The sequence below is a fragment of the Streptomyces sp. NPDC055025 genome (genome assembly GCF_053608565.1).
On the sequence record NZ_JBSGVS010000044.1, the window covers coordinates 23071 to 48320 of the forward strand.

23 protein-coding genes are annotated in these 25250 nt (G+C 72.3%); 10 read left to right on the plus strand and 13 right to left on the minus strand.

Annotation, left to right across the window (positions count from 1 at the left end; genetic code table 11):
* Positions 1-24 precede the first annotated feature (24 nt).
* The 3 genes from ACWGDX_RS25595 to ACWGDX_RS25605 all read right to left on the minus strand — a co-directional run bounded on the left by ACWGDX_RS25595 (position 25) and on the right by ACWGDX_RS25605 (position 5257).
* The gene (locus ACWGDX_RS25595) at positions 25-1539 is read right to left on the minus strand and encodes a lysine N(6)-hydroxylase/L-ornithine N(5)-oxygenase family protein (protein WP_453629120.1); all 1515 of its coding nucleotides are present in this window, start codon (positions 1537-1539) and stop codon (positions 25-27) included.
* A gap of 110 nt (positions 1540-1649) precedes the next feature.
* Positions 1650-3029: a pyridoxal phosphate-dependent decarboxylase family protein gene (locus ACWGDX_RS25600; protein WP_453629122.1), complete on the minus strand. Its 1380-nt coding sequence runs from the start codon at positions 3027-3029 to the stop codon at positions 1650-1652.
* A gap of 767 nt (positions 3030-3796) precedes the next feature.
* A complete protein-coding gene (locus tag ACWGDX_RS25605) occupies positions 3797-5257 on the minus strand; it encodes a diaminobutyrate--2-oxoglutarate transaminase (RefSeq protein ID WP_453629124.1) in 1461 nt (486 codons plus the stop codon).
* A 751-nt stretch (positions 5258-6008) separates the two neighbouring features.
* On the opposite strand from ACWGDX_RS25605, the gene ACWGDX_RS25610 reads away from it, so the two are divergent.
* On the plus strand, positions 6009-6356 hold the full coding sequence (locus tag ACWGDX_RS25610) for a hypothetical protein (RefSeq protein WP_453629126.1): 348 nt from the start codon (positions 6009-6011) through the stop codon (positions 6354-6356).
* Here the strand turns inward: ACWGDX_RS25610 and ACWGDX_RS25615 are convergent.
* Positions 6313-6456, minus strand: coding sequence for a DUF6126 family protein (locus tag ACWGDX_RS25615; RefSeq protein ID WP_453629128.1), 144 nt, complete (start codon positions 6454-6456; stop codon positions 6313-6315). The genes ACWGDX_RS25610 and ACWGDX_RS25615 overlap by 44 nt on opposite strands.
* Positions 6457-6906: 450 nt before the next feature.
* On the opposite strand from ACWGDX_RS25615, the gene ACWGDX_RS25620 reads away from it, so the two are divergent.
* Positions 6907-8016, plus strand: coding sequence for an LLM class flavin-dependent oxidoreductase (locus ACWGDX_RS25620; RefSeq protein WP_453629130.1), 1110 nt, complete (start codon positions 6907-6909; stop codon positions 8014-8016).
* A 2-nt stretch (positions 8017-8018) separates the two neighbouring features.
* Positions 8019-8708, plus strand: coding sequence for an FMN reductase (locus tag ACWGDX_RS25625; protein WP_453629132.1), 690 nt, complete (start codon positions 8019-8021; stop codon positions 8706-8708).
* Positions 8709-8884: 176 nt separating this feature from the next.
* Here the strand turns inward: ACWGDX_RS25625 and ACWGDX_RS25630 are convergent, their stop codons facing one another.
* The gene (locus ACWGDX_RS25630; protein ID WP_453629133.1) at positions 8885-9292 is read right to left on the minus strand and encodes a hypothetical protein; all 408 of its coding nucleotides are present in this window, start codon (positions 9290-9292) and stop codon (positions 8885-8887) included.
* A 183-nt stretch (positions 9293-9475) separates the two neighbouring features.
* Between ACWGDX_RS25630 and ACWGDX_RS25635 the strand changes: the two genes are divergently transcribed.
* From ACWGDX_RS25635 to ACWGDX_RS25650, 4 genes are all read left to right on the plus strand, one after another.
* On the plus strand, positions 9476-10366 hold the full coding sequence (locus tag ACWGDX_RS25635) for a hypothetical protein (RefSeq protein WP_453629134.1): 891 nt from the start codon (positions 9476-9478) through the stop codon (positions 10364-10366).
* An 88-nt stretch (positions 10367-10454) separates the two neighbouring features.
* Positions 10455-11006 (plus strand): DUF7144 family membrane protein, encoded by a 552-nt coding sequence (locus tag ACWGDX_RS25640; RefSeq protein ID WP_363079055.1) that lies wholly within the window; start codon positions 10455-10457, stop codon positions 11004-11006.
* A gap of 178 nt (positions 11007-11184) precedes the next feature.
* A complete protein-coding gene (locus tag ACWGDX_RS25645) occupies positions 11185-12258 on the plus strand; it encodes an endonuclease/exonuclease/phosphatase family protein (RefSeq protein ID WP_453629136.1) in 1074 nt (357 codons plus the stop codon).
* 95 nt (positions 12259-12353) lie between these two features.
* Positions 12354-12611, plus strand: coding sequence for a DUF2630 family protein (locus ACWGDX_RS25650; protein WP_453629138.1), 258 nt, complete (start codon positions 12354-12356; stop codon positions 12609-12611).
* Between the two features lie 69 nt (positions 12612-12680).
* On the opposite strand, the gene ACWGDX_RS25655 is transcribed toward ACWGDX_RS25650, so the two are convergent.
* On the minus strand, positions 12681-13121 hold the full coding sequence (locus tag ACWGDX_RS25655) for an ATP-binding protein (RefSeq protein WP_453629140.1): 441 nt from the start codon (positions 13119-13121) through the stop codon (positions 12681-12683).
* A 233-nt stretch (positions 13122-13354) separates the two neighbouring features.
* Between ACWGDX_RS25655 and ACWGDX_RS25660 the strand changes: the two genes are divergently transcribed.
* Entirely contained in the window at positions 13355-14068 is a 714-nt protein-coding gene (locus ACWGDX_RS25660; protein ID WP_453629142.1) for an AAA family ATPase, read from the plus strand.
* Positions 14069-14162: 94 nt separating this feature from the next.
* Here ACWGDX_RS25660 and ACWGDX_RS25665 read toward each other — a convergent pair whose 3' ends face one another.
* A complete protein-coding gene (locus ACWGDX_RS25665; RefSeq protein WP_453629144.1) occupies positions 14163-14567 on the minus strand; it encodes an RNA-binding S4 domain-containing protein in 405 nt (134 codons plus the stop codon).
* A gap of 264 nt (positions 14568-14831) precedes the next feature.
* Complete coding sequence (locus ACWGDX_RS25670; protein ID WP_453629146.1) at positions 14832-16892, minus strand: PhoX family protein; 2061 nt, start codon at positions 16890-16892, stop codon at positions 14832-14834.
* Positions 16893-17331: 439 nt separating this feature from the next.
* Here ACWGDX_RS25670 and ACWGDX_RS25675 point away from each other — a divergent pair, with 439 nt between their 5' ends.
* Positions 17332-18816, plus strand: coding sequence for a VWA domain-containing protein (locus ACWGDX_RS25675; RefSeq protein WP_453629148.1), 1485 nt, complete (start codon positions 17332-17334; stop codon positions 18814-18816).
* A gap of 120 nt (positions 18817-18936) precedes the next feature.
* On the opposite strand, the gene ACWGDX_RS25680 is transcribed toward ACWGDX_RS25675, so the two are convergent.
* Together ACWGDX_RS25680 and ACWGDX_RS25685 are read right to left on the minus strand one after the other, a co-directional pair.
* Positions 18937-20106 carry a HAMP domain-containing sensor histidine kinase gene (locus ACWGDX_RS25680; protein ID WP_453629150.1) on the minus strand — a complete coding sequence of 390 codons (1170 nt, stop codon included), beginning with the start codon at positions 20104-20106 and terminating at the stop codon, positions 18937-18939.
* Positions 20103-20756: a response regulator transcription factor gene (locus ACWGDX_RS25685; protein WP_363079063.1), complete on the minus strand. Its 654-nt coding sequence runs from the start codon at positions 20754-20756 to the stop codon at positions 20103-20105. The genes ACWGDX_RS25680 and ACWGDX_RS25685 overlap by 4 nt, the downstream gene beginning before the upstream one ends.
* Before the next feature lie 242 nt (positions 20757-20998).
* On the opposite strand from ACWGDX_RS25685, the gene metG reads away from it, so the two are divergent.
* Entirely contained in the window at positions 20999-22753 is a 1755-nt protein-coding gene (gene metG / locus ACWGDX_RS25690; protein ID WP_453629152.1) for a methionine--tRNA ligase, read from the plus strand.
* Between the two features lie 95 nt (positions 22754-22848).
* Here metG and ACWGDX_RS25695 read toward each other — a convergent pair whose 3' ends face one another.
* From ACWGDX_RS25695 to ACWGDX_RS25705, 3 genes are read right to left on the minus strand one after another with little or no spacing between them, the layout of a single operon-like run.
* Entirely contained in the window at positions 22849-23685 is an 837-nt protein-coding gene (locus ACWGDX_RS25695; RefSeq protein WP_453629154.1) for a L,D-transpeptidase family protein, read from the minus strand.
* 22 nt (positions 23686-23707) lie between these two features.
* The gene (locus tag ACWGDX_RS25700) at positions 23708-24640 is read right to left on the minus strand and encodes a hypothetical protein (RefSeq protein ID WP_453629156.1); all 933 of its coding nucleotides are present in this window, start codon (positions 24638-24640) and stop codon (positions 23708-23710) included.
* Positions 24633-25142 carry a SigE family RNA polymerase sigma factor gene (locus ACWGDX_RS25705; protein WP_453629158.1) on the minus strand — a complete coding sequence of 170 codons (510 nt, stop codon included), beginning with the start codon at positions 25140-25142 and terminating at the stop codon, positions 24633-24635. Before ACWGDX_RS25705 ends, ACWGDX_RS25700 begins: the two co-directional genes overlap by 8 nt.
* Positions 25143-25250 lie beyond the last annotated feature (108 nt).

Genomic DNA, 25250 nt, shown 5'->3' on the forward strand with positions numbered 1-25250 from the left:
TGGCGGGGTGGCCGCGCTTGGTGCTCACGGTGTTCCGGGTGCTGTCGGTACTCCGAACGTCGTCCAGGCGGCGCGTTCGGGGACCCGTAGCACCGTGCGGCCCGCCGCCGCGTTCAGGATCGTCGCCGCCCGCCACGCGCCGAGGGTGAGATCGGGGGCGCCGACCCCGTGCGTGTGCAGCTCGGCGTTCTGGACGTACAGCGCGCCGGTCACGCGCGGGTCGAGGGCCACCCGGTACTCGCCGTCGATCCGGTAGCGGCCCTTCTCGTCCCAGACCACCAGTTTCGCCAGCGTGTCCAGGAAGTCCGGCCGCGCCGCCGCGTATCCCGTGGCCGACACGACCGCCGAGGTGCGCACCTCGAAGACCTCGTCCTGCTCGGTGTGCCGGCACGTCAGCAGATAGCCGCCGCCGTCCGCCGGGCCGGTCGTACCCCCGGGCCCCGGCAGGCCCTCCGCGTTCTCGACCGTGACGCCCGGGTGCAGGGCGGCGCGCGGTTGCGTACCGCCGATGGTCCGCTCGTACAGCTCGTCGTGGATCTCGGCGAGCGTCTCCTCGCTGACGCCCTTGTAGAGCTGCCACTGTTCCCGTACGAGCTGGTCCCGCCGCTGTTCCGGCAGGGCGCGGAAGTAGCGGACGTAGTCGGGCGTGAAGTGCTCCAGGCCGATCTTGGAGTACTCCATCGGCGCGAAGGCGGGAGTACGGGCGAGCCAGCGGACGAACGGACCGCCCCGGCCGTCGCCGTCCTGCTGACGCAGAAGGTCGAGCACGACCTCGGCGCCGGACTGGCCGGCGCCGATGACAGTGACGTCGTCAAGTCCGGCGAGCCGTGTCCGGTGGGTGCGGTAGTCGGCGCTGTGCAGTACGAGTCCGCTGTGCGGGGACGGCAGGGTCGGCGTGGACAGCAGCGGGCGGAGCGGTTCCGGGACGACCGGCTGCGTGCCGACGCCGAGCACCACCTGCCGTGCCCGTACCCGCGAGAGCGAACCGTCCGCCGAGCGGTGCGTGACGGCGAAGACCCCCTCGCCCGTGCCTCCACCCGTGCCTCCACCCATGCCCTCCCCCTCCTCCCACTCCAGCTCCGTGACGCGCGCGTCGAAGCGGCAGGACGGCAGGCGCCCGGCGACCCAGCGGCAGTAGTGGTCGTACTCGCGGCGCGGTATGTGGAACCGCTCGGAGAAGAAGAACGGGAACATCCGGTCGTGCTCGCGCAGATAGTTCAGATAGGACCAGGGGCTGGTCGGGTCCGCCATCGTCACCAGGTCGGCGAGGAAGGGGACTTGGAGGACCGTGCCTTCCATGAGCAGCCCGGGGTGCCAGGAGAAGGCGGGCTTGGCGTCGAGGAAGAGGGTACGCAGGTCGGGGGCGCCGTCGCAGAGCGCGGCGAGCGACAGATTGAACGGGCCGATGCCGATGCCGAGGAGGTCGTACACGGTCGGGTCGGTACGTATGGACGCGGTGCGGGTGGACGCGGTGCGGGCGGGGGCGGTGCGGGTGGACGCGGTGCGGGGGTGGGCGGTGCGGGCGTGGTCGTTCGTCATCGTGGGCCTCCGATGTGGACGGGTCGTTCGGACAGGTCGTTCAGTGACCGGGGGGCGGGCGCCGGGGGCGGGGACGGGCGGCCGGGGCAGGCGCCGAGCCGGGGGCGGGTTCAGCGCCGCGCGTCCTCCTCGGCGCGGCCCGCCGCCACGACGGCGTGCAGAAGCCGGTCCACCTGGGCGGGGGTGGTGTGCGGATTGAGCAGGGTGAGCTTGAGGCGTACGCGGCCGGGGCCCTCGCCGGGAAGCTCCGTACGGCCGACGACGGCCCGGCCCTCGCGCAGGAGGCGGCGGCGGAGCGAGGCGTTGATCGCGTCGACTTCTGTCTCGTAGGCGGCGTTGGACGCGTCGGACTCGTCGGCCGCGTTGGACGGCAGGTAGCGGAAGAGGAAGGCGGTGAGCACCGGTTCGGCGTGCAGATCGAGCCGGGGGTGGTCCCGTACGGTCCTGGCCCCCGCCACCGCCAGATCGTGGCAGGCGTCGACCAGCCGGCCGAGTCCCTCCCGGCCGAGCGTCCGCAGTGTCACGGCGATCTTGAACGCGTCGGCGCGGCGGGTCGTACGCAGCGAGAGCCCGAGCAGGCTCGGGTAGCCGGCCTCTTCGTCGTCGGCCGGGTTGAGATAGACGGCACGGCGCGCGAGCGACGCGTATGTCTCGGACCTGCGGACGAGGAAGACCCCGGCGGCGGCGGGCTGCCAGCCGAGCTTGTGCCAGTCGAGCGAGACGGAGTCGGCGAGGGCGAGACCGTCCAGCAGCGGCGCGAGCCGGTCGGACAGCAGGGCGCCGCCGCCGTACGCGGCGTCCACATGCAGCCACGCGCCATGCGCGGCGGCAAGCGCGGCGCAGGCGCGGAGCGGGTCGACGGCGCCGGTGTCGGTGGTCCCGGCGGTCGCCACGACGGCGACCGGCAGTTCGCCGCGCCGGGCGCAGCAGTCGAGGGCGGCGGCCAACGCGTCCGGATCCATACGGAGTTGACGGTCGACGGGGACGGGCAGCACGGCGTCCTCGCCGAGACCGAGCAGGGCGGCGGCGCGCTGTACGGAGAAGTGCGCGGCGGCGGAGGCGAGGATGCGGGGCCGGGGCGCGGGGGCGGGGGTGAGGGCGTGGCCGGGGGCGTGGGCGCGGCTGGGGGCGGGGGCGAGGTCCGGGACCCCGGTCATCTCCACCTGGCGCCCGGTGGCGGCGCCGAGGATCCGGTCCCGGGCGAGCATCAGCCCCATCAGATTGGACTCCGTACCCCCGGAGGTCAGCACCCCGGCGGCCGACTCCGGGTCGTACCCGACGAGCCGCGCCAACTCCTTGAGCAGCAGGGTCTCCAGGGTGGTCGCGGCGGGCGCCTGGTCCCACGAATCCTGGGAGGGATTGAGCGCGGAGACGGCGAGATCGGCGGCGACGGCGACGGCGAGGGGCGGGCAGTGCAGATGGGCGGCACAGGCGGGATCGGCGGGATCGGCGCTCCCTTCGGCAAGCAACGCGGTAAGCCGCGCAAGCACCGACGATTCCCCGGCCCCGAGCGCGGGCCCGTCGGCCCCCGGGGTCGGGGTCGGGACCCCGGACGCCTGCGGCACGACGGCGCCCCCGCCTGCGGAGGCGGGGGGTTGGGGCTTCGGCCCCGGGTCCGACGCGAGCGCGGGACCCTCGGCCCCCGGCCCCGACGCGGCCGGGAGGCCGGCCCCGGGCGGGGCGTCGCCTCCGCCTGCGGACGCAGGGGGCTGGGTCACGGGACCCTCGGGCCCCGACCCCGACGCCACCGGGGGCCCGGCCCCGGGCGCCTGCGGCAGCACAGCGTCAGCCCCGCCCGCCGGGGCGGGGGGCTGGGGCCCCGGTCCCGGGGTCCAGGGGCGGAGCCCCTGGTTACGGGAAGGGGCGGGGTGGGGGAAAGACACCCCGGCCCCCTCCCCGAACGCCTCCACCACCGCCTCCGCCAGCTCCCCCGGCCGCCCCGCCCCAATCGGGCCGCCTCGGCGACGCGCGCCCTCGGCCAGGGCGTTCAGGACGGTGTCCAGCAGCGGCCCCAGCGCCTCGGCGCCATCGACTCCGCCCGACAGGGCCGTATCCCCGGCGCCAATCGGGCCGCCCGCACCACCCGGCCGCCCCACCGCACGTACGAAGTCGTCCACGGCACCGACACCCGGCATGAATCCAGCGCCGAGCGCGTCGCCCGGGTCCTCACCCAGCTCTCCACCCGGCCCCGCGTCCGGCCCCGCTCCCGGCGCGGGGACCTCCGGTACCGCCACGTCCACCCGCCCCCCGTCCGTCGTCACGAGCACCGCCCCCGCCCCACCGGCGCCGACACCGGCGCCGACACCGGCGCGGGCACAGACCCGGACCCGACCCCGGCCCCCGCCCCCGACACCGCCGCGATCGCGTCCGTCAGTCGGTCCAGCACCGCCTCCGTCTGCTCGTCCGTGATCACGAGCGGCGGCAGCAGCCGTACCGTGGCGCCGAACCGTCCGCCCAGTTCGACGATCAGCCCACGGTCGAGGCAGGCCGCCCGTACCCGTTCCGCCACTTCCGGCGCGGCCGGACGCGCCCCGCAGGAGTCCAACGGCCCCTCCGGGTCGACCAGTTCGATACCGATCATCAGACCGCGTCCCCGGACGTCACCGATCACCGGCAGCTCCGGGCGCAGCCCCTCCAGCCGTGCCGTCATCCGCGCGCCCACCGTCGCCGCACGCTCGACCAGACCCTCCCGCGCCACATACCGCAGCGTCGCCGCGCCCGTGGCCATCGCCAGCGTGTTCCCACGGAACGTCCCGGTGTGGGCGCCCGGCAGCCAGCCGTCGTACTTCTCGTCGTACACGATCACGGCCAGCGGCAGACTCCCGCCGATCGCCTTCGACATCACCATCGCGTCCGGCACGATCCCGCTGTGCTCCACCGCCCAGAACGCGCCGGTGCGGCCGACCCCCGTCTGCACCTCGTCCACGATCAGCGGGATCTCCCGCTCGGACGTGATCCGCCGCATCTCCCGCAGCCAGCCGTCCGGCGCCGGCACCGCGCCGCCCTCGCCCTGGACCACTTCGAGGATCATCGCGGCGGGCGGTACGACACCGCCCGCCGGGTCGTCGAGCAGCCGTTCCGTATACGTCGCCGCCAGTTGCGCGCCGCGCTCGCCGCCGACCCCGAACGGACAGCGGTACGCGTACGGATACGGCAGCCGGGTCACCTCCGCCCCGCCGCCCGCGACCCGCTCCTTGACCGCGACACTGCCGGTCGCGGCGAGCGCCCCCGCCGTCATCCCGTGGTACGCGCCGGTGAACGCGAGCACCCCGCTCCGCCCGGTCGCCGTCTGCGTCAGCTTCAGCGCCGCCTCGACCGCGTCCGTACCCGCGGGCCCGCAGAAATGGATCCGCGCGCGGTCCGCGAAGGCGCCCGGCAGGGTGGCGAAGAGCGCGTCGGTGAAGTCGTCCTTCTCCGGCGTCGCCAGATCGAGGACATGCAACGGTGCCCCGCTGTCCACCGTGCGGCGGATGGCCTCCAGCACGACGGGATGGTTGTGGCCGAGGGCGAGTGTCCCCGCGCCGGAGAGGCAGTCGAGATAGCGGCGCCCGTCGGTCCCCTCGACCGTCAGGCCCTTGGCGCGGACGGGGACGATCGGGAACGAACGGGCGTACGTACGGGCCGCGGATTCCCGGGCGCGCTGCCGCCCCAGGACGGCGCCGGCGTCGACGGCGGAACGCCCCTCGGCGGGCAGGGTGGTGTGGGGCGGCACGGTCATGACACGGCTCCGGGGTCTCGGGAGGGAACGACGAGAGGGAAGACCAAGGGAAGGACCAGGAGAAGGACGAAGGGGCAAGGGGGAGGGAGAGGAAGACGGCCGGACCGGCGGACGGGCGGGCAGGCAGGCGGACGGGCAGGCCGCACCGCCCGTCCGTCCGTCCGTCCGGCGCACGGCGACCTCACAGCCGACGGACGAACGCGCGCATCGCGAACTCCTGGCCGTAGCCGTCCCTATGGGCTGTGCCAAGGATCCGGCCCGATTCGTGTGCGGCCTCCACCCCGGCAAGTGGTATGTGTCGTATGGCCAGTTCACCAGACCGGGTGACATGGCAAGACGTCTCCCCCTCTGACGCGCCCTCCGGAGCGGGCGGTAAGTCGGCCGGATCGGCGGACCGGGGCGCGGCGGAGGGCGGGTACGGGACGGACACGGCTCGCTCTACCTTGGGGTGGGGGGCGGGAGAGACGGAACGGAACGCAACGAACAGACTGAATGGTCCGGATGGAGTGGACGCGCGCCAAACGCCTGCGGGACGGGTCGCGCCACCAACCACCTTGTTGGGACTCGTTGGAACTCCCGCGACGGACTCAGCGGACTCAGCGGTTTCGGTGGACTCGGCGGACTCGGCGGATTCAGCCCAAATGACACTTAGGCGAGCCTAACCTAATCGCCGCCTGAGAGGGTATCAAGCCTCCCGAACGGCCGCGCGACCTTCGCGGGAGTACGTTGGACGGGAGGAGGCGAGCGCGTCATGAGCAACTGGATCAGCGTGGTGGTGATCCTGGGCCTGATCGCGGTGGGATTCGCGGTGATTCACCTGCTCAACGGACAGCACAGGGAACGTATCGCCACGTACGGCTTCGGCCGGTCCCTCTGGAATCCGCAGAAGCGGGCGGCGCCCCCGGCCGAGGAGCCCCTCGCCCCTCCGCCCGCCGCTGCCCCTGCCCCGGCCCCCGAGCGACCGGAGCAGCACGAGCGGCACGAGCGGCACGAGCGACCGGAGCGAGCCACCCACCGGGACGCGGGCCGTCACTGGCCGAACGGGCTGAGCGACCTCATTTCTGGGCGTGCTCACCGACGTAGAAAAGCAGCCAGATGAACCCGGCGAAGAGGTGCGTCCCGAAGATGTAGAAGAAGACGCGGAGGGCGACTCCGCGCTCCTTCCAGCTCTCGCTGTCGTCGGTCTCGCTACCGCTCATCACAGACCTCCTGCCGGGGCGCTTCCGGGGCTCAACCCGGTACGGGTACGCGGTCGGGCACGCGACACGGGCACGGCCGACACCGGTTCCAGCGTACGGGCACACCCGCCGCGCCGCCGATGACGGCCGCTTCGGGCTGCCCCGCGACGGCCGCCTGCGGCTGCCCCGAGCACCGCCTCGCCGACCAGGCCGTACCGCCCTGCCGTACCGCGCACCGCCGCGCCGACCGGGCCATACCGCCCTGCCGTACCGCCGCGCCGTATCGCCCCACCCCGCGCCCCCGCCCCGCACCGGGGGCATCCGCATGAGCGCACCGACGGCGTCCTCCCGCGCGCCGCCGGGCGCAATCGCGCTGCCGCGCCGGGCGGAATAGGGGGCGGCGGGTCGTCGTTACAGGTGGCAGTTTAAGATTCAACCAATCCACCCTTCGAGAGGCGAGAGGTAAGCGCGATGCAGTTCGGGATCTTCACGGTCGGCGATGTCACGGCCGACCCGACCACGGGACGTACGCCGACCGAACACGAGCGGATCAAGGCGATGGTCGCCATCGCGCGGAAGGCCGAGGAGGTGGGGCTCGATGTCTTCGCCACGGGCGAGCACCACAACCCGCCCTTCGTCCCCTCCTCGCCCACGACGATGCTCGGCCATATCGCCGCCATCACCGAGCGCCTGATCCTCTCCACCTCCACCACCCTGATCACCACCAACGACCCGGTGAAGATCGCCGAGGACTTCGCGATGCTCCAGCACCTGGCCGACGGGCGCGTGGATCTGATGATGGGGCGCGGGAACACCGGTCCGGTCTATCCGTGGTTCGGTGAGGACATCCGCCAGGGCATCCCGCTCGCGATCGAGAAGTACGCGCTGCTGCACAAGCTGTGGCGCGAGGACGTCGTGGACTGGGAGGGCAAGTTCCGTACCCCCCTCCAGGGCTTCACCTCGACGCCCCGCCCGCTGGACGGCACCCCGCCGTTCGTCTGGCACGGCTCGATCCGGTCGCCCGAGATCGCCGAGCAGGCCGCCTACTACGGGGACGGCTTCTTCGCCAACAACATCTTCTGGCCCAAGGAGCACTTCCAGAAGCTGATCCGGCTCTACCGCAAGCGCTATGCCCACTACGGGCACGGCACCCCGGAGCAGGCCGTCGTGGGCCTCGGCGGCCAGGCGTTCATCCGGAGGAACTCGCAGGACGCGGTACGGGAGTTCCGGCCGTACTTCGACAACGCGCCGGTGTACGGGCACGGGCCCTCGCTGGAGGAGTTCACCGAGCAGACCCCGCTGGTCGTCGGCAGTCCGCAGGAGGTCATCGAGAAGACGCTGTCCTTCCGTGAGTCCTTCGGCGACTACCAGCGCCAGTTGTTCCTGATGGACCACGCGGGCCTGCCGCTGAAGACCGTGCTGGAACAGCTCGACCTGCTGGGCGAGGAGGTCGTGCCCGTACTGCGCAAGGAGTTCGCGAGTCTGCGGGCGGCGGGTGTCCCGGACGGACCCGTCCACCCGGCGGTCGCCGCCCGCAGCGCCCGTACCGATCGCAGTGAACCCACTGCCAAGGAGGTCTGACCATGGGGGCGTTGAAGCTCGTCGCCGTCTCGGCGGGGCTGAGCAGGCCGTCGTCCACCCGGCTGCTGGCCGACCGGCTTTCGGAGGCGACCGCGCGCGAACTGGCCGCCGCCGACCGCAAGGCGGAGGCCGAGGTCGTGGAACTGCGCGAGCTGGCCGTCGACATCGCGAACAACCTGGTCACCGGGTTCCCGTCGGCCGCGCTGAGCGCGGCGCTGGACCGGGTGACCGGGGCGGACGGTCTGATCGTGGTGACGCCGGTCTTCGCCGCCTCCTACAGCGGGCTGTTCAAGTCGTTCTTCGACCTGGTCGAACCGGACGCGCTCGCCGGAACGCCCGTGCTCCTCGGGGCGACCGGCGGCACGGCGCGGCACTCACTCGTGATGGAGCACGCGCTGCGCCCGCTCTTCACGTACCTGCACGCGCTGACCCTGCCGACGGCGGTCTTCGCGGCGACCGACGACTGGGGCGCCGGGGCCGACACCTACGCGGGCGGGCTGCCGGCCCGGATCGAGCGAGCGGGCGGCGAGTTCGCCCGGCTGCTGGGAACGCTCGCACCGGCACGGGCAGAAGGCACCGGCGCGGACGGCGCGGAGGGCGCGAGCGAGAGGGGCGAGGCGGGCGGGTTGGACGAGGCGGGCGACCTCGATGACGTCGTGCCCTTCGAGCAGCTTCTCGGGAAGCTCACGTAGGGCCACGGGCCCGGACGGGCTCGTCCGGGCCCGGAGAAGCCCGCCGCCACGCGCAGCGCCTCCTGCGCGCGATGTACGGACCGCCGCGCGGGACACCTCCCTCCCGGCCCCCCGCCGCCGACGCCATGCTGGACCGGCCCTGGCGAGGCCGGTCGAAAAGTCGGGGTTCTCGGAGGTCAGGGTTCTCGCATATAGAACGCGTAGAACGTGATGATGACCGTCCCCGCGGCGAGCGCGAGCCCGATCCCCGACGACAGCAGCACGCTGTGCCCGGTCAGGCTGTACAGGAAGCCCATCGACCCGCCGACCAGCACGCCCCAGGCCGCGGCGCGCACCTCCCGCATCAGGGTGTGCTGCACCCGGAGGAGTCCGAAGATCAGCAGGGCGAGGAGCGCGCCGGATATCAGCGCCAGAGCGAGCTGTCCGTAGGTGGCCGGTCCGCCGCCGCGCGCGATGTACGCGGCGTACGCGGCGTAGATGATGCCCAGGAGAAGCGGTATCCCCAGGATGTGCGGAGACAGCCGGAACCGCTCCAGTGGGGAGACACGGCGGCGCGTCGGCCGCGTCGGTGCCTGAGTGGCCATGACAGGGCGCTCCTTCCCTCGTCCCCCCGCTTTTCCCCGCGCCCCCACTCCTCCAGCGCACACCCGCCCGTCGTACCCGTCAACCCGGCCTCGTCGTACCCCGTCACCCCCGTCACCCCCGGCGCTCACCGGGTCGGCGGCGCACCGCTCGCGCCGGGCGCCCGCGCCACGTTCCCTTGAGGAGTGCGGAGCTATCTCTCCACGGCGCTGATCGTCCTGCTCGCGGTCCTCACCCCGCTGAGCGCGATCGCGGCCTGGGCCGATCTGGAGATCGGCGACACGGGCCGCTTCGTCTCGACGATGGCGCCGCTCGCCTCCGACCCGGCCGTGCAGGGCGCCGTCGCCGACCGGGTGACCGACCAGGTCATGACGCAGATCGACGTGGGCCCGCTCCAGTCGGGCGTACGCGAGCTGCTGCACGAGGCCGTGCTGTCGTTCTCCACCACCGAGGCCTTCAAGAACGCGTGGACGACGGCCGCCCGTGCCGCGCACACCACCGCGCAGCAGGTCCTGGCCAGCGGTGGCGGTGATGCCGTGTCCATCGATCTGGCGCCCGTCACCCAACAGGTGAAACGGCAGTTGATGGCCGACCGGGTGCCGTACGCCGACCGGATCCCCGTACGGCACAGCGAGATCACCGTCCTGAAGGCCAACGGGCTCGGTGTCTGGCGCGATGTGGCCCGGGGGCTCAAGGCGGCGGGTGTCCGGCCGGCCGTGGCGACGGTCGTGCTCGCCCTGGCAGCCCTGCTGCTGGCCGTACGCCGGCGCCGGCACCGGGCGCTGACCGGCGTCGGTCTCGCGTTCGCGGCGGGCGCGGTGCTCCTGGGCGTCGTCGTGGCGGTGGCCCGTACGACCACTCTGGGGAATCTGCCGGACAACGGTGACCGTTCGGCCGCCGCCGCCATCTACGACGCGCTGACCGCCTCCCTCCGTACGGCGGCCTGGTGGATCCTCGCGACCGGGCTCGCCCTGGCCGCGATCGGCTGGCTCATGGGCCGACACCGGCGAGCGCCGCCGGTTCCGCCGGGGCGCACGCCCGTACCGGTGGGGGCGGGGACACCGGACCGCCCCTGACCTTGTCCGATCTCGGCTTTACTGAATCTTTATGCCGAGCACCCCCACCCAAATGTCCCTTTTGCTCCATTTGGAGCACCATGGGCTTATGAGCCAGAACACAGCACAGAGGCCCCCCACCACGGGCATGGGCACAGGCGCAAGCACAGGAATGGGCACGGGGACCGGCACCGGATACGGCGCGGGGACCGGCGCTCATACCGAGAGAAGGGCCGCCTACGCCGTCGGCGGCAGTTTCTTCGCCGGTGTGCTCATGGTGGTCATGGGAGCGACAGCCATTCTGCAAGGGGCAGCCGCGGTCAGAAGGGACCGGATCCTCAACAGCGTCTCCGGCTACGCCTACGGGTTCAACCTCAGTTCATGGGGCTGGCTGCACATAGCCCTCGGAATCCTGGTCGCCCTGGTGGGACTGGCGATTCTGATGCGTATCCGGCCGGCGCGGTACGCCGGTATTGCGGTCGCCTCGCTGATCCTCGTCTCGCAGTTCATGTATCTGCCGTACCAGCCCGTCTGGGCGGTCGTGGGCATGGCCCTGGCCGCGTGGATCATCTGGGCGCTGGCCACGGACCGCGGCCCGTTCGGCGCCGCGCCGGGCACGGGAGCCGGCGGAGCCGGCACCGGGTCGACCGGCAGAACCTGACGCTCCGCTGACGTCAACGCCCCAACGCCCCATCCCCGACACCACGTACGCGCGTACGGGAACAGTGGCCACGGTCACTGTCCCCGTACGCGCGTACGCGTCCGTACACGTCCGTACGCTGTGTGTGACGTCCCGCGTGCCGGGGCGGAGGAGATCGTGCGAGCGAGAGGCCGGGCCCTTGGACACCGCGAGCAGCAGAACCGTCGCACGTGACCCGCTCGACGACCCGCCCCCGCCCCTCGCGCGACCCGCCCCCGAACGGCTGCTGATCTGGGCGACGGGCCTCTCCCTCGCCGCGGCCACCGCGCTCGTCGGCTGTCGCGCGATCGGCGTCGACGGTGTCACCCCCGTCCCCCAGCTCCTCGCGTTCCTGCCCTGGTCGCTCCTCCCCATCGGCGTGGCCGCCGTGTTCACCGCCCTGCTCCGCTGGCGCGGCGGGCTGGTCTGGGCGCTGGTGCTGCTCGCCGTGGCGGGGTGGTTCGGACTGCCGTACGGTTCCCAGACCGGGGCCGGGGCCGGCGACAAGGCCGGTGGCGGGGCCTCGGCCTCAGGGCCGGAACAGGCCGCCATCGCCCGGATCGACGTGCTCACCTCCAACGTCGAGTTCGGACAGGCGACGCTCGGACTGATCGAGACGGTCCGCCGCGAGAGACCGGACCTGGTCTTCGTCCAGGAGTGCGAGTACATCTGCGCCCAGCTCCTCAACACCCGTATTCCGCGGGCGGACTATCCGTACCGCCATATCGTCAAGGCCGGCCACGCGGAGGGCTCGGCGATCCTGTCCGCTCTCCCGCTCACCGACACCGAGGGCATCGAGGGCACGCTCTCCATGCCCGGTTCGGAAGCCGTCGTCGGGGGCCGTGCCGTACGGCTCCAGCTCGTCCACCCGCTGCCGCCCATCCCCGGCGGGGTCGGCTCATGGCGCCGGGAGCTGGGCCGTATCCGTACCTACGCCGCCGCGCACCGGGACGCTCCCCTCATCCTGGCGGGCGACTTCAACGCCACCCGGGACCATGCCGCCTTCCGGGCCGTCCTCGACGACGGCGAGCTGCGGGACAGCGCCGCTCTGGCGGGCGCGGGCCGCACCCCGTCCTGGCCCGCCGCCGTTCCCCGGCCCCTGGGCGCGCAGATCGACCATGTGCTGATCAGCGAGGACTTCTCCGTACGGCGGGCCCGCTTCCTCGATCTGGCGGACACGGACCACCGGGCCCTGCTCGTCGAACTCGATCTGCGCGCCCCCGCGCGACGGTGACCGCGACGGGGCGACCACGACCACGACCGTAACCGCGACCGTGACCGCGACCGCCGAAGGTGCGAGGGGCCCGATACGGCGGGAGGATCGGAACTATGAACGCGGGCGGCAAGAACGACAAGATCCTCGACACCATCGGCTCCCTCGTCGCCGAGGAACGCTCCCTGCGCGACCGTTCGACACGGCACCTCGGGCTCGGCGGCGAGGACCAGGAGCGGCTGCGCGCCGTCGAGGTACAGCTCGACCAGTGCTGGGATCTGCTGCGCCAGCGCCGCGCCAAGTCGGAGTTCGGCGAGAACCCCGACGAGGCGGCGGTCCGTCCGCCGAGCGAGGTCGAGGGATACCAGGGCTGACCCCGCCGCCCGAGGTACGGGCGGAGCCGGCAGCCGGCAGTATCGCCTCCCCCCGGCCATGGACGGCACTCACCGGTCGGGCACTTTGAGCGTCAGCCAGACCCGCTTCCCCGGCCCCTGCCGGGGCGCCACCCCCCAGTCGTCGGCGAGCGCGGCGACCAGCGCGAGCCCCCGCCCGCACTCGTCGTCCAGGCCCGGATCGCGTGGCCGCGGCAGCAGATCCCCGGCGTCCTCGACCTCCATTCGCAGCAGCCCGTCCCCGCCCCCGCGGCGCAGGGTGACGGCGATCTCCCGGCCGGGCGGGCTCCCATGGCGCAGCGCGTTGGTGACGAGTTCCGACAAAAGGAGGGCGGCGGTCGCGCCGGGCTCCTCGGGCAGGTCGAAGTGCGCGTGCAGAGTCTCGCGCGCGCGGCCCACACTGCGCGGGTGGCTGGGAAGGCGGAACGTCAGGTGCTGGTCGCGCCGGTTGCGATGGTCGTACTGGTCGAGCTGCTCACCGTCGAGGTTCATGGGAAGGACTTTCCCTGAAGTACGGATTTTACTTTCCGTGCAACGGTGATGACTCAAAGGAGTCAGGCGAGGAGTTGGACGAATCCCACAACGGCCTTGGAGGCAAGGGGCGTTAGGAGAACGGCGTCCTCAGGAATTCGTCTCCGGTCCGCAAACACACCGGAATCCGTGTGACCGAGCGCCGACTACCTGGGGGCACGTACGTCTTCCGAGTCCTGGGCGACACTGGTCGAGTGATTGTCGAACGCGCGTATGCCCATCTCTCCTCGTACGACGAGGAGACCTGGCCCTGGTCGGTGCCCTGCGTCCGGCAGTTGCTCGACGAAGGGCTGCGCTTCACCGCACCGGTGACCTTTCTGGTCGGTGAGAACGGCTCGGGTAAGTCGACCCTGGTCGAGGCGCTGGCGGAGGGGTTCGGCCTGGACTCCTACGGCGGCTCCCACGACTGGCGCTACGCCTCCCCGCGCGGCAAGTCGACGCTCGGCGAGCGGATGAGATTCGACGCCGCCTCGGGGCGCGGGCAGCGTATGGTCACCAGCTGGTCGGCCCGCAAGGGCTTCTTCCTGCGTGCCGAGACCGCGCTGGACGCCCTGGGCAGGGAGGGGTTCTCGCCCGACTCCGTCAGCCATGGTGAGGGCTTTCTCGCGGCGTTCCGCGGGAAGTTCCTTCACGCCGGGCTCTATGTTCTCGACGAACCGGAGGCAGCGCTCTCCTTCTCTTCGTGCCTCGAACTGGTCGGGCACATCGACCGGTTGGCCAAGGAGGGCGGCCAGGTCATCTGTGCCACGCACTCCCCGTTGCTGACCGCCCTGCCGGGCGCGGACATCGTCGAGGTCGGCGAGCACGGTATGCGGAGGGTCGCCTGGCGGGAGCTCGGCGTTGTGGACCACTGGCGCCGCTATCTCGCCGACCCGCACGCCTATCTGCGGCACATCGTCGAACCGTAGGCCCGTAGGCCCGTGGGCGGCGTCCCCCTCAGCTGTCGCCACCCGGGCGATGTACCCGTCGGCGGACCCAACCGGAGCCCTTGCGCCCAGCCGCTCAGTGTCCTTGCAACCGGTCCAGATCCCTGCGGTCGCGCTTGGTCGGCCGGCCCGCTCCCCGGTCGCGCAGGGCGACCGGCACCGTCAGTTCGCGGGGCGGGGGCGGCGGGCTGTTGTCCACGTAGCACTCCACCGCCACCGGGGCGCCCACCCGCTTCCGTACGGTCCGCGACACCACCACGATCCGCTCGCGCCCCGCGTGCCGCAGCCGGATCTCGTCGCCCGTCCTGACGGCGTACGCGGGTTTCACCCGCTCGCCGTTGACCCGCACATGACCCGCCCGGCAGGCGGCGGCGGCCTGGGAGCGCGTCTTGGTGAGCCGTACGGCCCAGATCCAGCTGTCGACCCGTACGGTCCCTCCGGTCGTCCCGTCGCCCGGTACCTCAGAAGCCACAGAAGTCATACATCGAGAGTAGGCGCCATAGCGCCCACGGGCGGCGCTGATGCCGTGGTCGTACACCGGTGATCCGGCGGAGCAGGTCACGGCGTTCCGCCGGGGCTCCTGACCTGGCAGGCGGGGTGACGCCGGTCCGAGACGGCGCCACCCCGCGACTTGCCGGATGGGTCCAGAGGCCGTACGGCTCAGGACTCGTACGGAGCCCTACGGAGCCGTACCGAGTCGTACGGAGCCGCACGGAGCCCTACCGAGCTGTACGGCGGGCGGCGGTCAGACGCCGATGTCGCCGCCGTCCTTGCGCCAGACCACCACGACCGACGGACGGACCATCCTGCCCGGTCCGTCCGGCCACGCGCTCGCGGGCTTCTCGACGGTCGCGCCGTCGATCTCGCCCGGGTGCTGCACGGCGACCAGGACCCGGCGGTCCTGGATGACCGGGCCACAGGTCTCGGCGCCGTTCGGCATGGTCATGAACTGCTTCAGCTCACCGCGCCGCTCGCCCTGCGTCGCGACACCGAACAGACCGTCGTGCGTGCCGAGCGCGTTGCCGTCCGTCGAGATCCACAGGTTGCCGTGCGGGTCGAAGGCGACATTGTCGGGGCAGGAGATCGGGCTGACCTTCTCCTTGGGGAAGCCCGCGAAGTAGGTGGCCGGGTCCTTCGGGTCGCCCGCGACCAGGAAGAGCCGCCAGGCGAAGCCGTCCGCCGCCGGGTCGTCCCAGTTCTCCGCCAGCTCCAGGATATGACCGTGCTTGTTGGCGTTACGGGGGTTGGCCTCGTCGGCGCCCGCCTTGCCGGCCTTGCCGCGGTCGGTGTTGTTCGTCAGCGCGACATAGACACGGCCGCTGCGCGGCGACGGCTCGACGTCCTCGGGACGGTCCATCTTGGTGGCGCCGACCTTGTCACCCGCGAGGCGCGTGAAGACGTACACCTCGTCGGCGGTCATGCCCGGGACGTGCGAGACATCGCCGGTGGCCAGCGGGATCCACACGCCGGAACCGTCGAACTCGCCGTCGCTCGGGAGCTTGCCCGTGCCGTCGAACTCGCCCGCCGGGCTGTCGCCGGTCAGCTTGGCGACATACAGCGTGCCCTCGTCGAGCAGCGTCAGGTTGTGCTGGTGGGCGGCGCGGCTGCTGCCCTGCTTCATCCGCTTCGACGAGACGAACTTGTAGAGGTAGTCGAAGCGCTCGTCGTCGCCCATGTAGACGACGGGGCGGCCGTCGGCGGTGAGACGCGGCTGCGCGGCCTCGTGCTTGAAGCGGCCGAGGGCGGTGCGCTTCTTGGGCGTCGAGTCCGGGTCGTACGGGTCGAGCTCGACGACCCAGCCGTGGCGGTGGACCTCGTTGGGCTCCTGCTTGAGGTCGAAGCGCTTGTCGAACAGCTCCCACTTGCGCTCGGTGGCGCCGGTGCCGATGCCGTACCGCAGATCGGTGGGGCTGGAGGCGTTGGCGAAGTACTGGTTGAAGTTCTCCTCACCGTGGAGCGTGGTGCCCCAGGGGGTGGTGCCGCCCGCGCAGTTGTTGAGCGTGCCGCGGACCCGGCTGCCCGTACGGTCGGCCGAGGTGCGCAGCAGCTCGCTGCCCGCGGCCGGGCCGGTGAGCTGGAACTCGCTGGTGGCGGTGAGCCGGCGGTTCAGCTCATGACGGGTGACGGCGGTGAGCTTGCCGCTCTTGCGGTCCTCCTCGACCACGACGACGGAGATGCCGTGGGCGGCCCACGCGATCTCCACCTGCTCGCGGGTCGGGGCCGCCGCGCTGTACCCCTTGAACATCAGGATCTCGTCCGTGTACTCGTGGTTGGCCACGAGTACCTGACGTCCGCGCTCGCCCTTCAGCGGCAGCAGGCTCAGGAAGTCGTTGTTGTAACCGAACTGGCCGGCCTGCGCCTTGGCGGTCTGCCTGTCCGGGTCGAAGGCCGGGGCACCGCGCAGGATCGGGTCGCCCCAGCGGATGAGCACGCTCTGGCTGTGGCCGGCGGGGATCGTCACCTGGTCGGCGACATTGGGCGCGACGGGGGCGAAGCGGAGGCCACGGGCGCCGTCCGGGGTGGGGGTGTGGCCGTGGCCCTTGCCGCCCAGCGGGGTCGCGTTGGCGACGGACTCACCGGGGCCGCCGACGACGACCGCGCTGCCCGCGGCGGCGGCGACGGTCACGACGGCGGCGGTGCGCATCATCGAACGTCTTGACAGGGCACCGGCGATGATGTCGCCGGCGTACTCGTTGTCGCTCGTGTTGGGGACCTCGTGGAAACACGCGTCGCCGCAGCGGTAACGGCAGGTCAGAGCGGACCGACCGCCCGGGTGTGAGTTCATCAAGGGCAGCAGTTTGCGCACTTTCGCCTCCGTGGGTGTGGTGATTCGGCGCGCGCCCCGCGCCGACATGGCCGACAGGCTGTCGGGATGTCTCGGCCGTGACGGTAGGGGGGGCGCACAGCACGACGGCGGCGTCACGATGAACGAAACATGAACGGGGAACGACCGCGTGGTCTGGGGAGGGTAATGGCCCACCGGGTGCGGGCCGATACGGGCGGGGTGCGGGCCGGACGACGGAAGAGGGTGCGGAAGGGACGCACAAGGAGGCGCGGAAGGGGGCGCCGGGCGCTACGGGAGGCCGGTACCGTCCTCCCCCATACGTGGGCCCGCGCGGCCCGCGGAGGCCGCCCCTGCCGTAGATCATCGGGGCGGCCGCTAACCTTACGTATCCGCCCTGGCCAGGGATGCGCCATATTCCCCGGCGGCGGACCGCACCCAACTGATCTGAAAGGCCTCGCCCATGGGCATTCGGAGCTTGCTGCGCAAGGTGTTCGGACGCGACCGTGCGGAGGAGCGTAACGAGTCGACGGCCTCGGTGCCGTCGCAGGCCGGAGGCGGTACGGAGGCGGCGGAAGCGGCCCACGGGACCGGCACGGCCGACCTGGCGGATGCAGCCGACGCGACCGAAGCGGCCGATACAGCCGACGCGGCCGATGTGACGGCGAAGAAGACCGCCACGGCCGCGGCCGCGACGACCCCCTCGGCGGACCAGGGCGCGACCGTACCGGCGCCGTCGGTCGAGGCGGCGGCGGCGGACCTGGTGGCCGCGGCGTTCGACAACCCCCGGGCGCCTGAACAGGATCCGAGCGTGCCGTCCCAGGTGTCCCGCGCCCACGCGCCCGAGGACCCGGAGCCGCCGAAGCCCCCGGTCACGGTGACGGTCCCGGCGCAGTCGTCAGCGGAACCGGACCCCACGGCACTCGCGCCCGAGCCCGAGCCCGAGGCAACCCCCGCCCCGGCGGCGGAGGTTCCGGCCGCGGCCGAGCCCGAGCCCGTACCGGCACCGGAGCCCGTACCGGCGCCCGAGCCCGTGCCTGCGGCCGGGACAACACCCGCAACACCCGCAACACCCGCCCCCGCGGCCGAGGTTCCCGCCGTGACCGAGCCGGAGCCCGTGCTCGCGGCCGTGGCCGAGCCGGAGCCCGCGCCCACGCCCGAGGCCGCCGAGGAAGCCGTCTCCGGGGCCGAGGCCGTCGCCGCGACCACCACCGCCGACACGGCCGCGACCGCGACCGCCGCCTCTGCCTCCGCCTCCGGCGACGGGCGCGCCGCCTTCTCGCTCGCTCGCGTCAAGTCCCGTGCCCCCGGGCTCGCCGAGCACTACAAGGCCGCCGGCGCCGCCCTCAAGAAGCTCGGTCTCAACGGCGAGCGGGCCACCGTGTATCTGGTCCTCGACCGGTCCGGGTCGATGCGTCCGTACTACAAGGACGGCAGCGCCCAGCACCTCGGCGAACGGGCGCTCGCGCTCTCCGCGCACCTCGACGAGAACGCGACCGTGCCCGTCGTCTTCTTCTCCACCGAGATCGACGGGACCGGCGAGATCGGCCTCGACTCGTACGAGGGCAAGGTCACCGAACTGCACAACTCCCTGGGCCGGATGGGACGGACGCACTACGACCGCGCCGTCGAGGAGGTCCTGGCGCTCCACGAGAAGTCCGGCTCCACCGGGCCCGCGCTGGTGATCTTCCAGACCGACGGCCCGCCCAACGCCGTACGCGCCGCCGAGCAGGCCTTCGCCGACGCCGCCGGACTGCCGCTCTTCTGGCAGATCGTGGCCTTCGGCGAGGAGGACGCCAAGGGTTTCGACTTCGCGCGCAGGCTCGGCGCGGACGCGGCCACCGGGAACGTCGGATTCCTGCACGCGGGCCCCGTTCCGAGCGAGCTGCCCGACGCCACGTTCTACGGCGAACTGCTCACCGCCTGGCAGACAGCCCGCACGAGCTGACCCCCCGGCAGACCGCCCGTACGAGCCCGTACGAGCCGCCCGCACAAGCCGCTGCACGCACGCGCGGGCCCGTACGAGCCCGTACGGAGCCGGCCGCGCCCCCGCTGCCGTCGGTCCGCGTCACCCCGACGCGGCCGGCGGCAGCGTCACGGTGACCTCCAGACCGCCGCCGGAGCGGCCCGGCACCGCCGTGACCCTCCCTCCGTGCGCCACCGCGATCGAGCGCACGATGGACAGACCCAGCCCCGCGCCCCGGCCCATCCGGTCCCGGCCCTCCCCGCGCCGGAACGGTTCGAACAGCGCCGGGATGCCGTCCTCCGCCACCACGGGCCCGGTGTTCCGCACCACCAGCGCCGCGCCGTTGACCTCGACGTCCACCGTCCCGTCCGGCACGTTGTACGTCACGGCGTTGGCCAGCAGATTGCCCACGAGCTGCCCGAGCAGCAGCCGGTTGCCCCGTACCGTCCCGCCGCCGATGACCGACACGACCCGGTCCAGGCCGAAGCGGGCCGCCTCCTCGGTCACCGCCTCCCCCAGATCGACCAGCTCCTGGTCGTCCACCTCGCGCTCGCTGCGCGCCAGCACCAGCAGCCCATCGATGAGCTGTTCGCTGCGCCGGTTGTTGTCCAGCAGGGTCTGCTTCGTACGGGCCAGCTCGTCCGGCGAGCACATGTCGTCGAGACCGACCTGGATCGCGGTCCGCTGCGTCGCCAGCGGGGTCCGCAGCTCGTGCGAGGCGTTGGCGATGAACCGGCGCTGGCTGTCGAAGGCCTTCTCCAGCCGCGCCAGCAGCGCGTCCAGCGTGTCGCCCAGTTCCTTCAGCTCGTCGTCGGGACCGCTCGCCCCGATCCGCTCATGGAGATTGTGCTCGGAGAGCCGGCGGGCCTTCGCCGTCATCGTGTGCACCGGCCGCAGCACCCGCCCCGCCGTCCACCAGCCGACCACCACCGCGCACGCCGCCATCACCAGCAGCGCGGCGACCGACCAGAAGAGCATCTCGTCGGAGGCCGCGTCGGTGACCTTGTCGGTGAGCCGGTAGACGGTGAGGGGCGCGATCCGCTGCTCGCTGATCAGTCCGCGCACCGAGGAGACCGGCAGCGCGGGTCCCACCTGGGCGGGTACCACCCGGGCGACCATCTCCTGGGCCTCGTTCTGGGTGCCCGCGCCCGCGAGCAGATTGACGACGGTCAGCAGACAGCCGCCGAGGACGACGAAGACCCCGCCGTAGACGAGGGCTATCCGGGTGCGGATGGTGGAACGGGGGGCCAGGGCGAGCGCGGTCGTCTTCACAGCGCGTATCCCACACCCTGCACCGTGCGGATGAGGGGAGGTTCGCCGAGTTTGGCCCGCAGCTTGCTCAGACAGACCCGTACCGCCCCGGTGAAGGGGTCCGCGTGCGCGTCCCAGGCCCGCTCCAGCAGTTCCTCGGCCGAGACCGGCGCGCCGTCCGCCTCCAGCAGGATCTGGAGCACCGAGAACTCCTTGGGCGACAGATCCAGCGCCCGCCCGTCCCGCGAGACCGTCCGCCGTACGGAGTCGAGCCGTACGCCGTGCCGCTCCAGCAGCGGCGGTACGGGCCTGGCGCTGCGCCGCCGCAGGGCGCGCACCCGGGAGACCAGCTCGGGGAAGTCGAAGGGCTTGCCCAGATAGTCGTCGGCGCCGAGATCGAGCCCCTCGACCCGGTCCTCCATGGAGGCGGACGCGGTGAGCATCAGAATGCGCGTACGGGACGACTCGGCGACCAGCTTGCGCGCGACGTCGTCGCCGTGGACGCGGGGCAGATCGCGGTCGAGGACGACGACGTCGTAGTCGTGCAGTCCGAGATAGGCGAGGGCCGCGTCCCCGCTGTACACGGTGTCGACGGCGAATCCCGCGCGCCGCAGTCCGGTCGCCACCAGTTCGGCGAGGACCTCCTCGTCCTCGGCGACCAGTACCCGCATGCTGTCGTCCCTCGCCTCGTGCCCCGCCTCGCGTGCCTCGTGCCCCGCCTCGCGCATGATGCCCTTCTCCTCCCAGGATGGGCCTGTCTACGGCACGGGGTGTTTCGCAAAGCTCTCCCCGGCCGCCGCCCCCGCCCCCGCCCCCCACAAGTCGGGCGACCCGTGTCCGGAGGGTCGGATACGATATTGACATTCCGTAGACCAATCGGTCACTCCGTGTAGCGACTTGGGAGCAGCCTGCAATGGCTCGACACCTCATCACCAGCGCCCTTCCGTATATCAACGGGATCAAGCACCTGGGCAACATGGTGGGGTCCATGCTCCCGGCGGACGTGTACGCCAGGTACCTCCGCCAGCGTGACCACGACGTCCTCTTCATCTGCGCCACCGACGAGCACGGCACCCCCGCCGAGCTCGCCGCGAAGGAGGCGGGGGTCCCGGTCGATGTCTTCTGCGCCGAGCAGCACGACGCCCAGAAGGCCGTCTATGACGGCTTCGAGCTGAAGTTCGACTACTTCGGCCGCAGCTCGTCCGCGGAGAACCGCGAGATCACCCAGCACTTCGCGCGCAGGCTCAAGGAGAACGGCTTCATCGAGGAGCGGGCGATCCGCCAGGTCTTCTCGATCGCCGACGACCGCTTCCTCCCGGACCGCTACATCGTCGGCACCTGCCCGCACTGCGGTTACGACAAGGCGCGCGGCGACCAGTGCGAGAACTGCACCCGTGTCCTCGACCCGACCGATCTGATCGAGCCCCGCTCGGTGATCAGCGGCAGCAGCGAGCTGGAGATCCGTGAGACCACGCATCTCTTCCTGCTCCAGTCGAAGCTGGCGGGCGAGGTCGAGGCCTGGATCGACGAGAACGGCGCGGAGTGGCCGCAGCTCGCCTCGTCCATCGCGCGCAAGTGGCTGACCGAGGGCCTGCACGACCGCGCGATCACCCGTGACCTGGACTGGGGCGTGCCGGTCCCGGCCGACACCTGGCCGGAGCTGGCCGCCGAGGGCAAGGTCTTCTACGTCTGGTTCGACGCCCCGGTCGAGTACATCGGCGCGACGAAGGAGTGGGCGGACGCCGCCCGGGACGGCGAGACCCGCGACTGGAAGTCGTGGTGGTACGAGGCCGACGACACCGTTCGGTACACCGAGTTCATGGCCAAGGACAATGTCCCGTTCCACACGGTAATGTTCCCGGCCACCCAGCTCGGCACCCGTGAGCCCTGGAAGAAGGTCGACTACGTCAAGGCCTTCAACTGGCTGAACTACTACGGCGGCAAGTTCTCCACCTCGCAGAAGCGGGGCGTCTTCACCGATGCCGCGCTGGATCTGCTGCCCGCCGACTACTGGCGCTACTTCCTGATCGCCAACGCGCCCGAGTCGGACGACACGTCCTTCTCCTGGGAGCACTTCACCTCCACGGTCAACAAGGACCTCGCCGACACCCTCGGCAATTTCGTCAACCGCGTCCTGTCCTTCTCGCGCAAGCGCTTCGGCGACGCCGTGCCCGCCGGGAAGGCGGCCGGCGAGGCGGAGGAGAGGCTCGGCCAGGAGATCGCGCGGCTGCTCGCGGAGTACGAGGGCCACCTGGAGTCGCTCCAGTTCCGCAAGGCGGCGGCGGCGCTGCGCGCCCTGTGGTCCGCGGGCAACTCGTATCTGGAGGAGAAGGCCCCCTGGCTGGAGATCAAGACGGACGAGGAGGGCGCCGCGCTCACGCTCCGTACGGCGATGAATCTGATCCATCTCTACGCGGTCGTCTCCGAGCCGTTCATCCCGGCGTCCGCCAGGGCCATGCGCGAGGCGTTCGCGCTGACCGGTGACACCGCGAGCTGGGTGACGGCCGAGGAGGCGCGGTCCCTGACGGCGGTCCCGGCCGGTACGGCGTTCACCGTGCCGCCGGTGCTCTTCGCCAAGATCACCGATGAGGATCTGGCGGCGTACAAGGAGCGCTTCGGCGGCGAGGAGCCGGCCGCTCCGGCGTCCTCGGAGCAGTCGGCCATGTAGCACCCGCGCCGCGCCCGCCGGTCCCATCGGCGTCACGGGCGGCACGGGCGGCACGGATGCCGCAGGCGTCACGGGCGAGACGGGCGGCGCGGACTTCACAGGCTCAGCGAGGCCGCGTCGCCCATCACCACCACCGGGCGCTTCGCCGGGTCGAGCGTGCGCAGCAGTTCTTTCATGCGCCAGCGCGGCAGGGCGACACAGCCCTGGGTGGGGCCGCCGTGGTCCACATGGAGCCAGATACCGCCGCCCTTCTCCTGGCCGAGCGGCCGGGTCCAGTCGAGCGGGGTGGTGCCGGGAACCCGGTTGTAGTTGATCGCGATCACGTAGTCGAAGGTCCCTTCGAGCGACTCGCCCTCGAACCCGGTGCCCTCCGCCTCGAAGGCGCGCCCCCGGTCATAGGGGAGCTTCGAGCCCGGGTCGGGCAGTTTGCCGCCCGCGTCGGTCAGATCGAACACTCCGATGGGCGAACGCAGATCCCCCTCGACATGGTCGTCGGTCCAGCCCTCCCGGGCGTTGTGCGCGGGCCACCGGTCGGAGATCCGCCGCCAGCCGGTGACCGGGTCCCGCTCGTAGACCATGACGACGGAACTGTCCGAGTCCATGTCCGCGCCCCGCACCACCACGGCCTGACCGGTCGTCTCGGGGATCCGGGCGCGGGTCTCGGGACCGAGGCCGGAGATCTCCTGCGGCTCGACGGTCTGCGGCTCGACGGTCTGCGCCTCGGGCGCGGAGGCGCCGGTGGGGCCTTCGGAGGCGGCGGTGTCCGGGCTCCCCGTGGCCGTCCCGCCCGGCGCGGACCCGACGTTGTCGGCGGTGTCCGCGGTGCCCGCGCAGCCGGTGAGCAGCAGACCGGTGACGAGCAGCGCGGCGACCGGCACCGCGGCGACCGGCCGCGGTCCTCTGCGAGCGGGACGGAGAGAGCGGACGGACATAGACGGGCCTCTCATTTCTCGTTCAGGGGAAGCTCGGCGGTCGGGTCGGCGGGGAGGCCGTCCCGGTTCCCTTGCCGAAGTCTGCGCCGGTGACCATCGCGCTGACGTCCTCGACGGTCCCCGGCGCGTCGCCGGAGACACAGAGGGTGATGGCGACGGCCGTGGCGGGGACGGTCTTGTCGCCGAGAAGACCGGTGAACTGCCTGGTCCCGCCGATGACACGACAGTCCGGCGACGGATCGTCCGACGCGTGGAGCACCGGGGGCCGCTGGACCTTGGCCGGCGTCGCGAGCCCGTTCAGCGGTTCGAAGGTGACCAGGGCGCCGCCGGGCGGGAGCGACCGCACCGGCAGACACCCGCCCTTCGTCTTCGGCACGCAGGGCCGTCCGTACGCGGTCAGCGGCTCGGACGAGACATAGCCCAGGGCCGTCAGCTTGAGCCCGCCGTCCTCCGGCATGTCCAGCGCCCGCCAGTGGCCGGGCAGCCGCAGGACCAGACCGGCGACGGGCTCGAACCGGTACCGGTCCCCGGGGGCGGGCGGCTCCTGGGTCGAGGTCGGGCTCGGGGTCGGCGGGGTCGGGCTCGCGGTGGGGTCCTGGCTCGCGGCCGAATCCCGCCGTTCGGTCACCGAGGGCCCGGGGGCGGCGGGCGACAGCGGCTGGGGGCCGCCGCGCAGGACACCCGGTAGGAACGTTCCGGCCAGTACGAGCCCGGTCACGGCCGCCGCGGCGGCTCCCCCCGTACGGCGCCTCCGCCGGGCCCGGCGGACCCGCTCCCGTACCCGGCGCAGCCGCTCCTCGGGGGCGGGCAGCCTGGGCACGGCCCGTTCCAGCAGAATCCTCAGCTCCTGCTCCTGCTCCTGCTCCTGCTCCTGCTCCTGCTCGTACGCCTGCGCCCGCTCGCGCTCCTCCCCGTCCCCGTCCCCGTACCCATCTCCGTAACCGGGCTCACCCATGGCGCTCACCGCCCGTCACCGACGCGGGCAGCGACGCCCGCAGGGAACGCAGCGCCCGCGCCGACTGGCTCTTCACGGTGCCGGGGGAACAGCCCAAGGCCTCGGCGGTGTCCTCGACGCTCAGATCCTCGAAGTACCGCAGGACGACGACCGCGCGCTGCCGCACGGGCAGCGCCCGTACCGCCGCCGCCAGCGACTGCTCCAGATCCACATGCTCGTACGCGTCGACGGTCCCGGCCGTCTCCGGCAGCTCCCCGTAAGGCAGCTCGCCGCGCCATCGCCGCCGCCACCAGGACGCGTGCAGATGCACCAGCGCCTTGCGCACATAGGCCTCCGGCCGGTCCCCGGCGATACGCGACCACTTCGGCCACACCTTCGCCAGGGTGCTCTGGAGCAGGTCCTCCGCCAGATGCGCGTCCCCGGTCAGCAGCCACGCCACCCGCAGCAGTCGCGGTCCCCGGGCGGCGACGAACGCCTCGAAGTCGCCCTCGCCCGGATCCATCGTCGCGCCCCCGCCGTCCTGTTCGGTTTCCCACGCCTGTGAAACGCCTCGGCGCACCGATCGGGTTGCACCGGCGGGAGAAGTCACCCGGGCAGGAAGGCACCCACG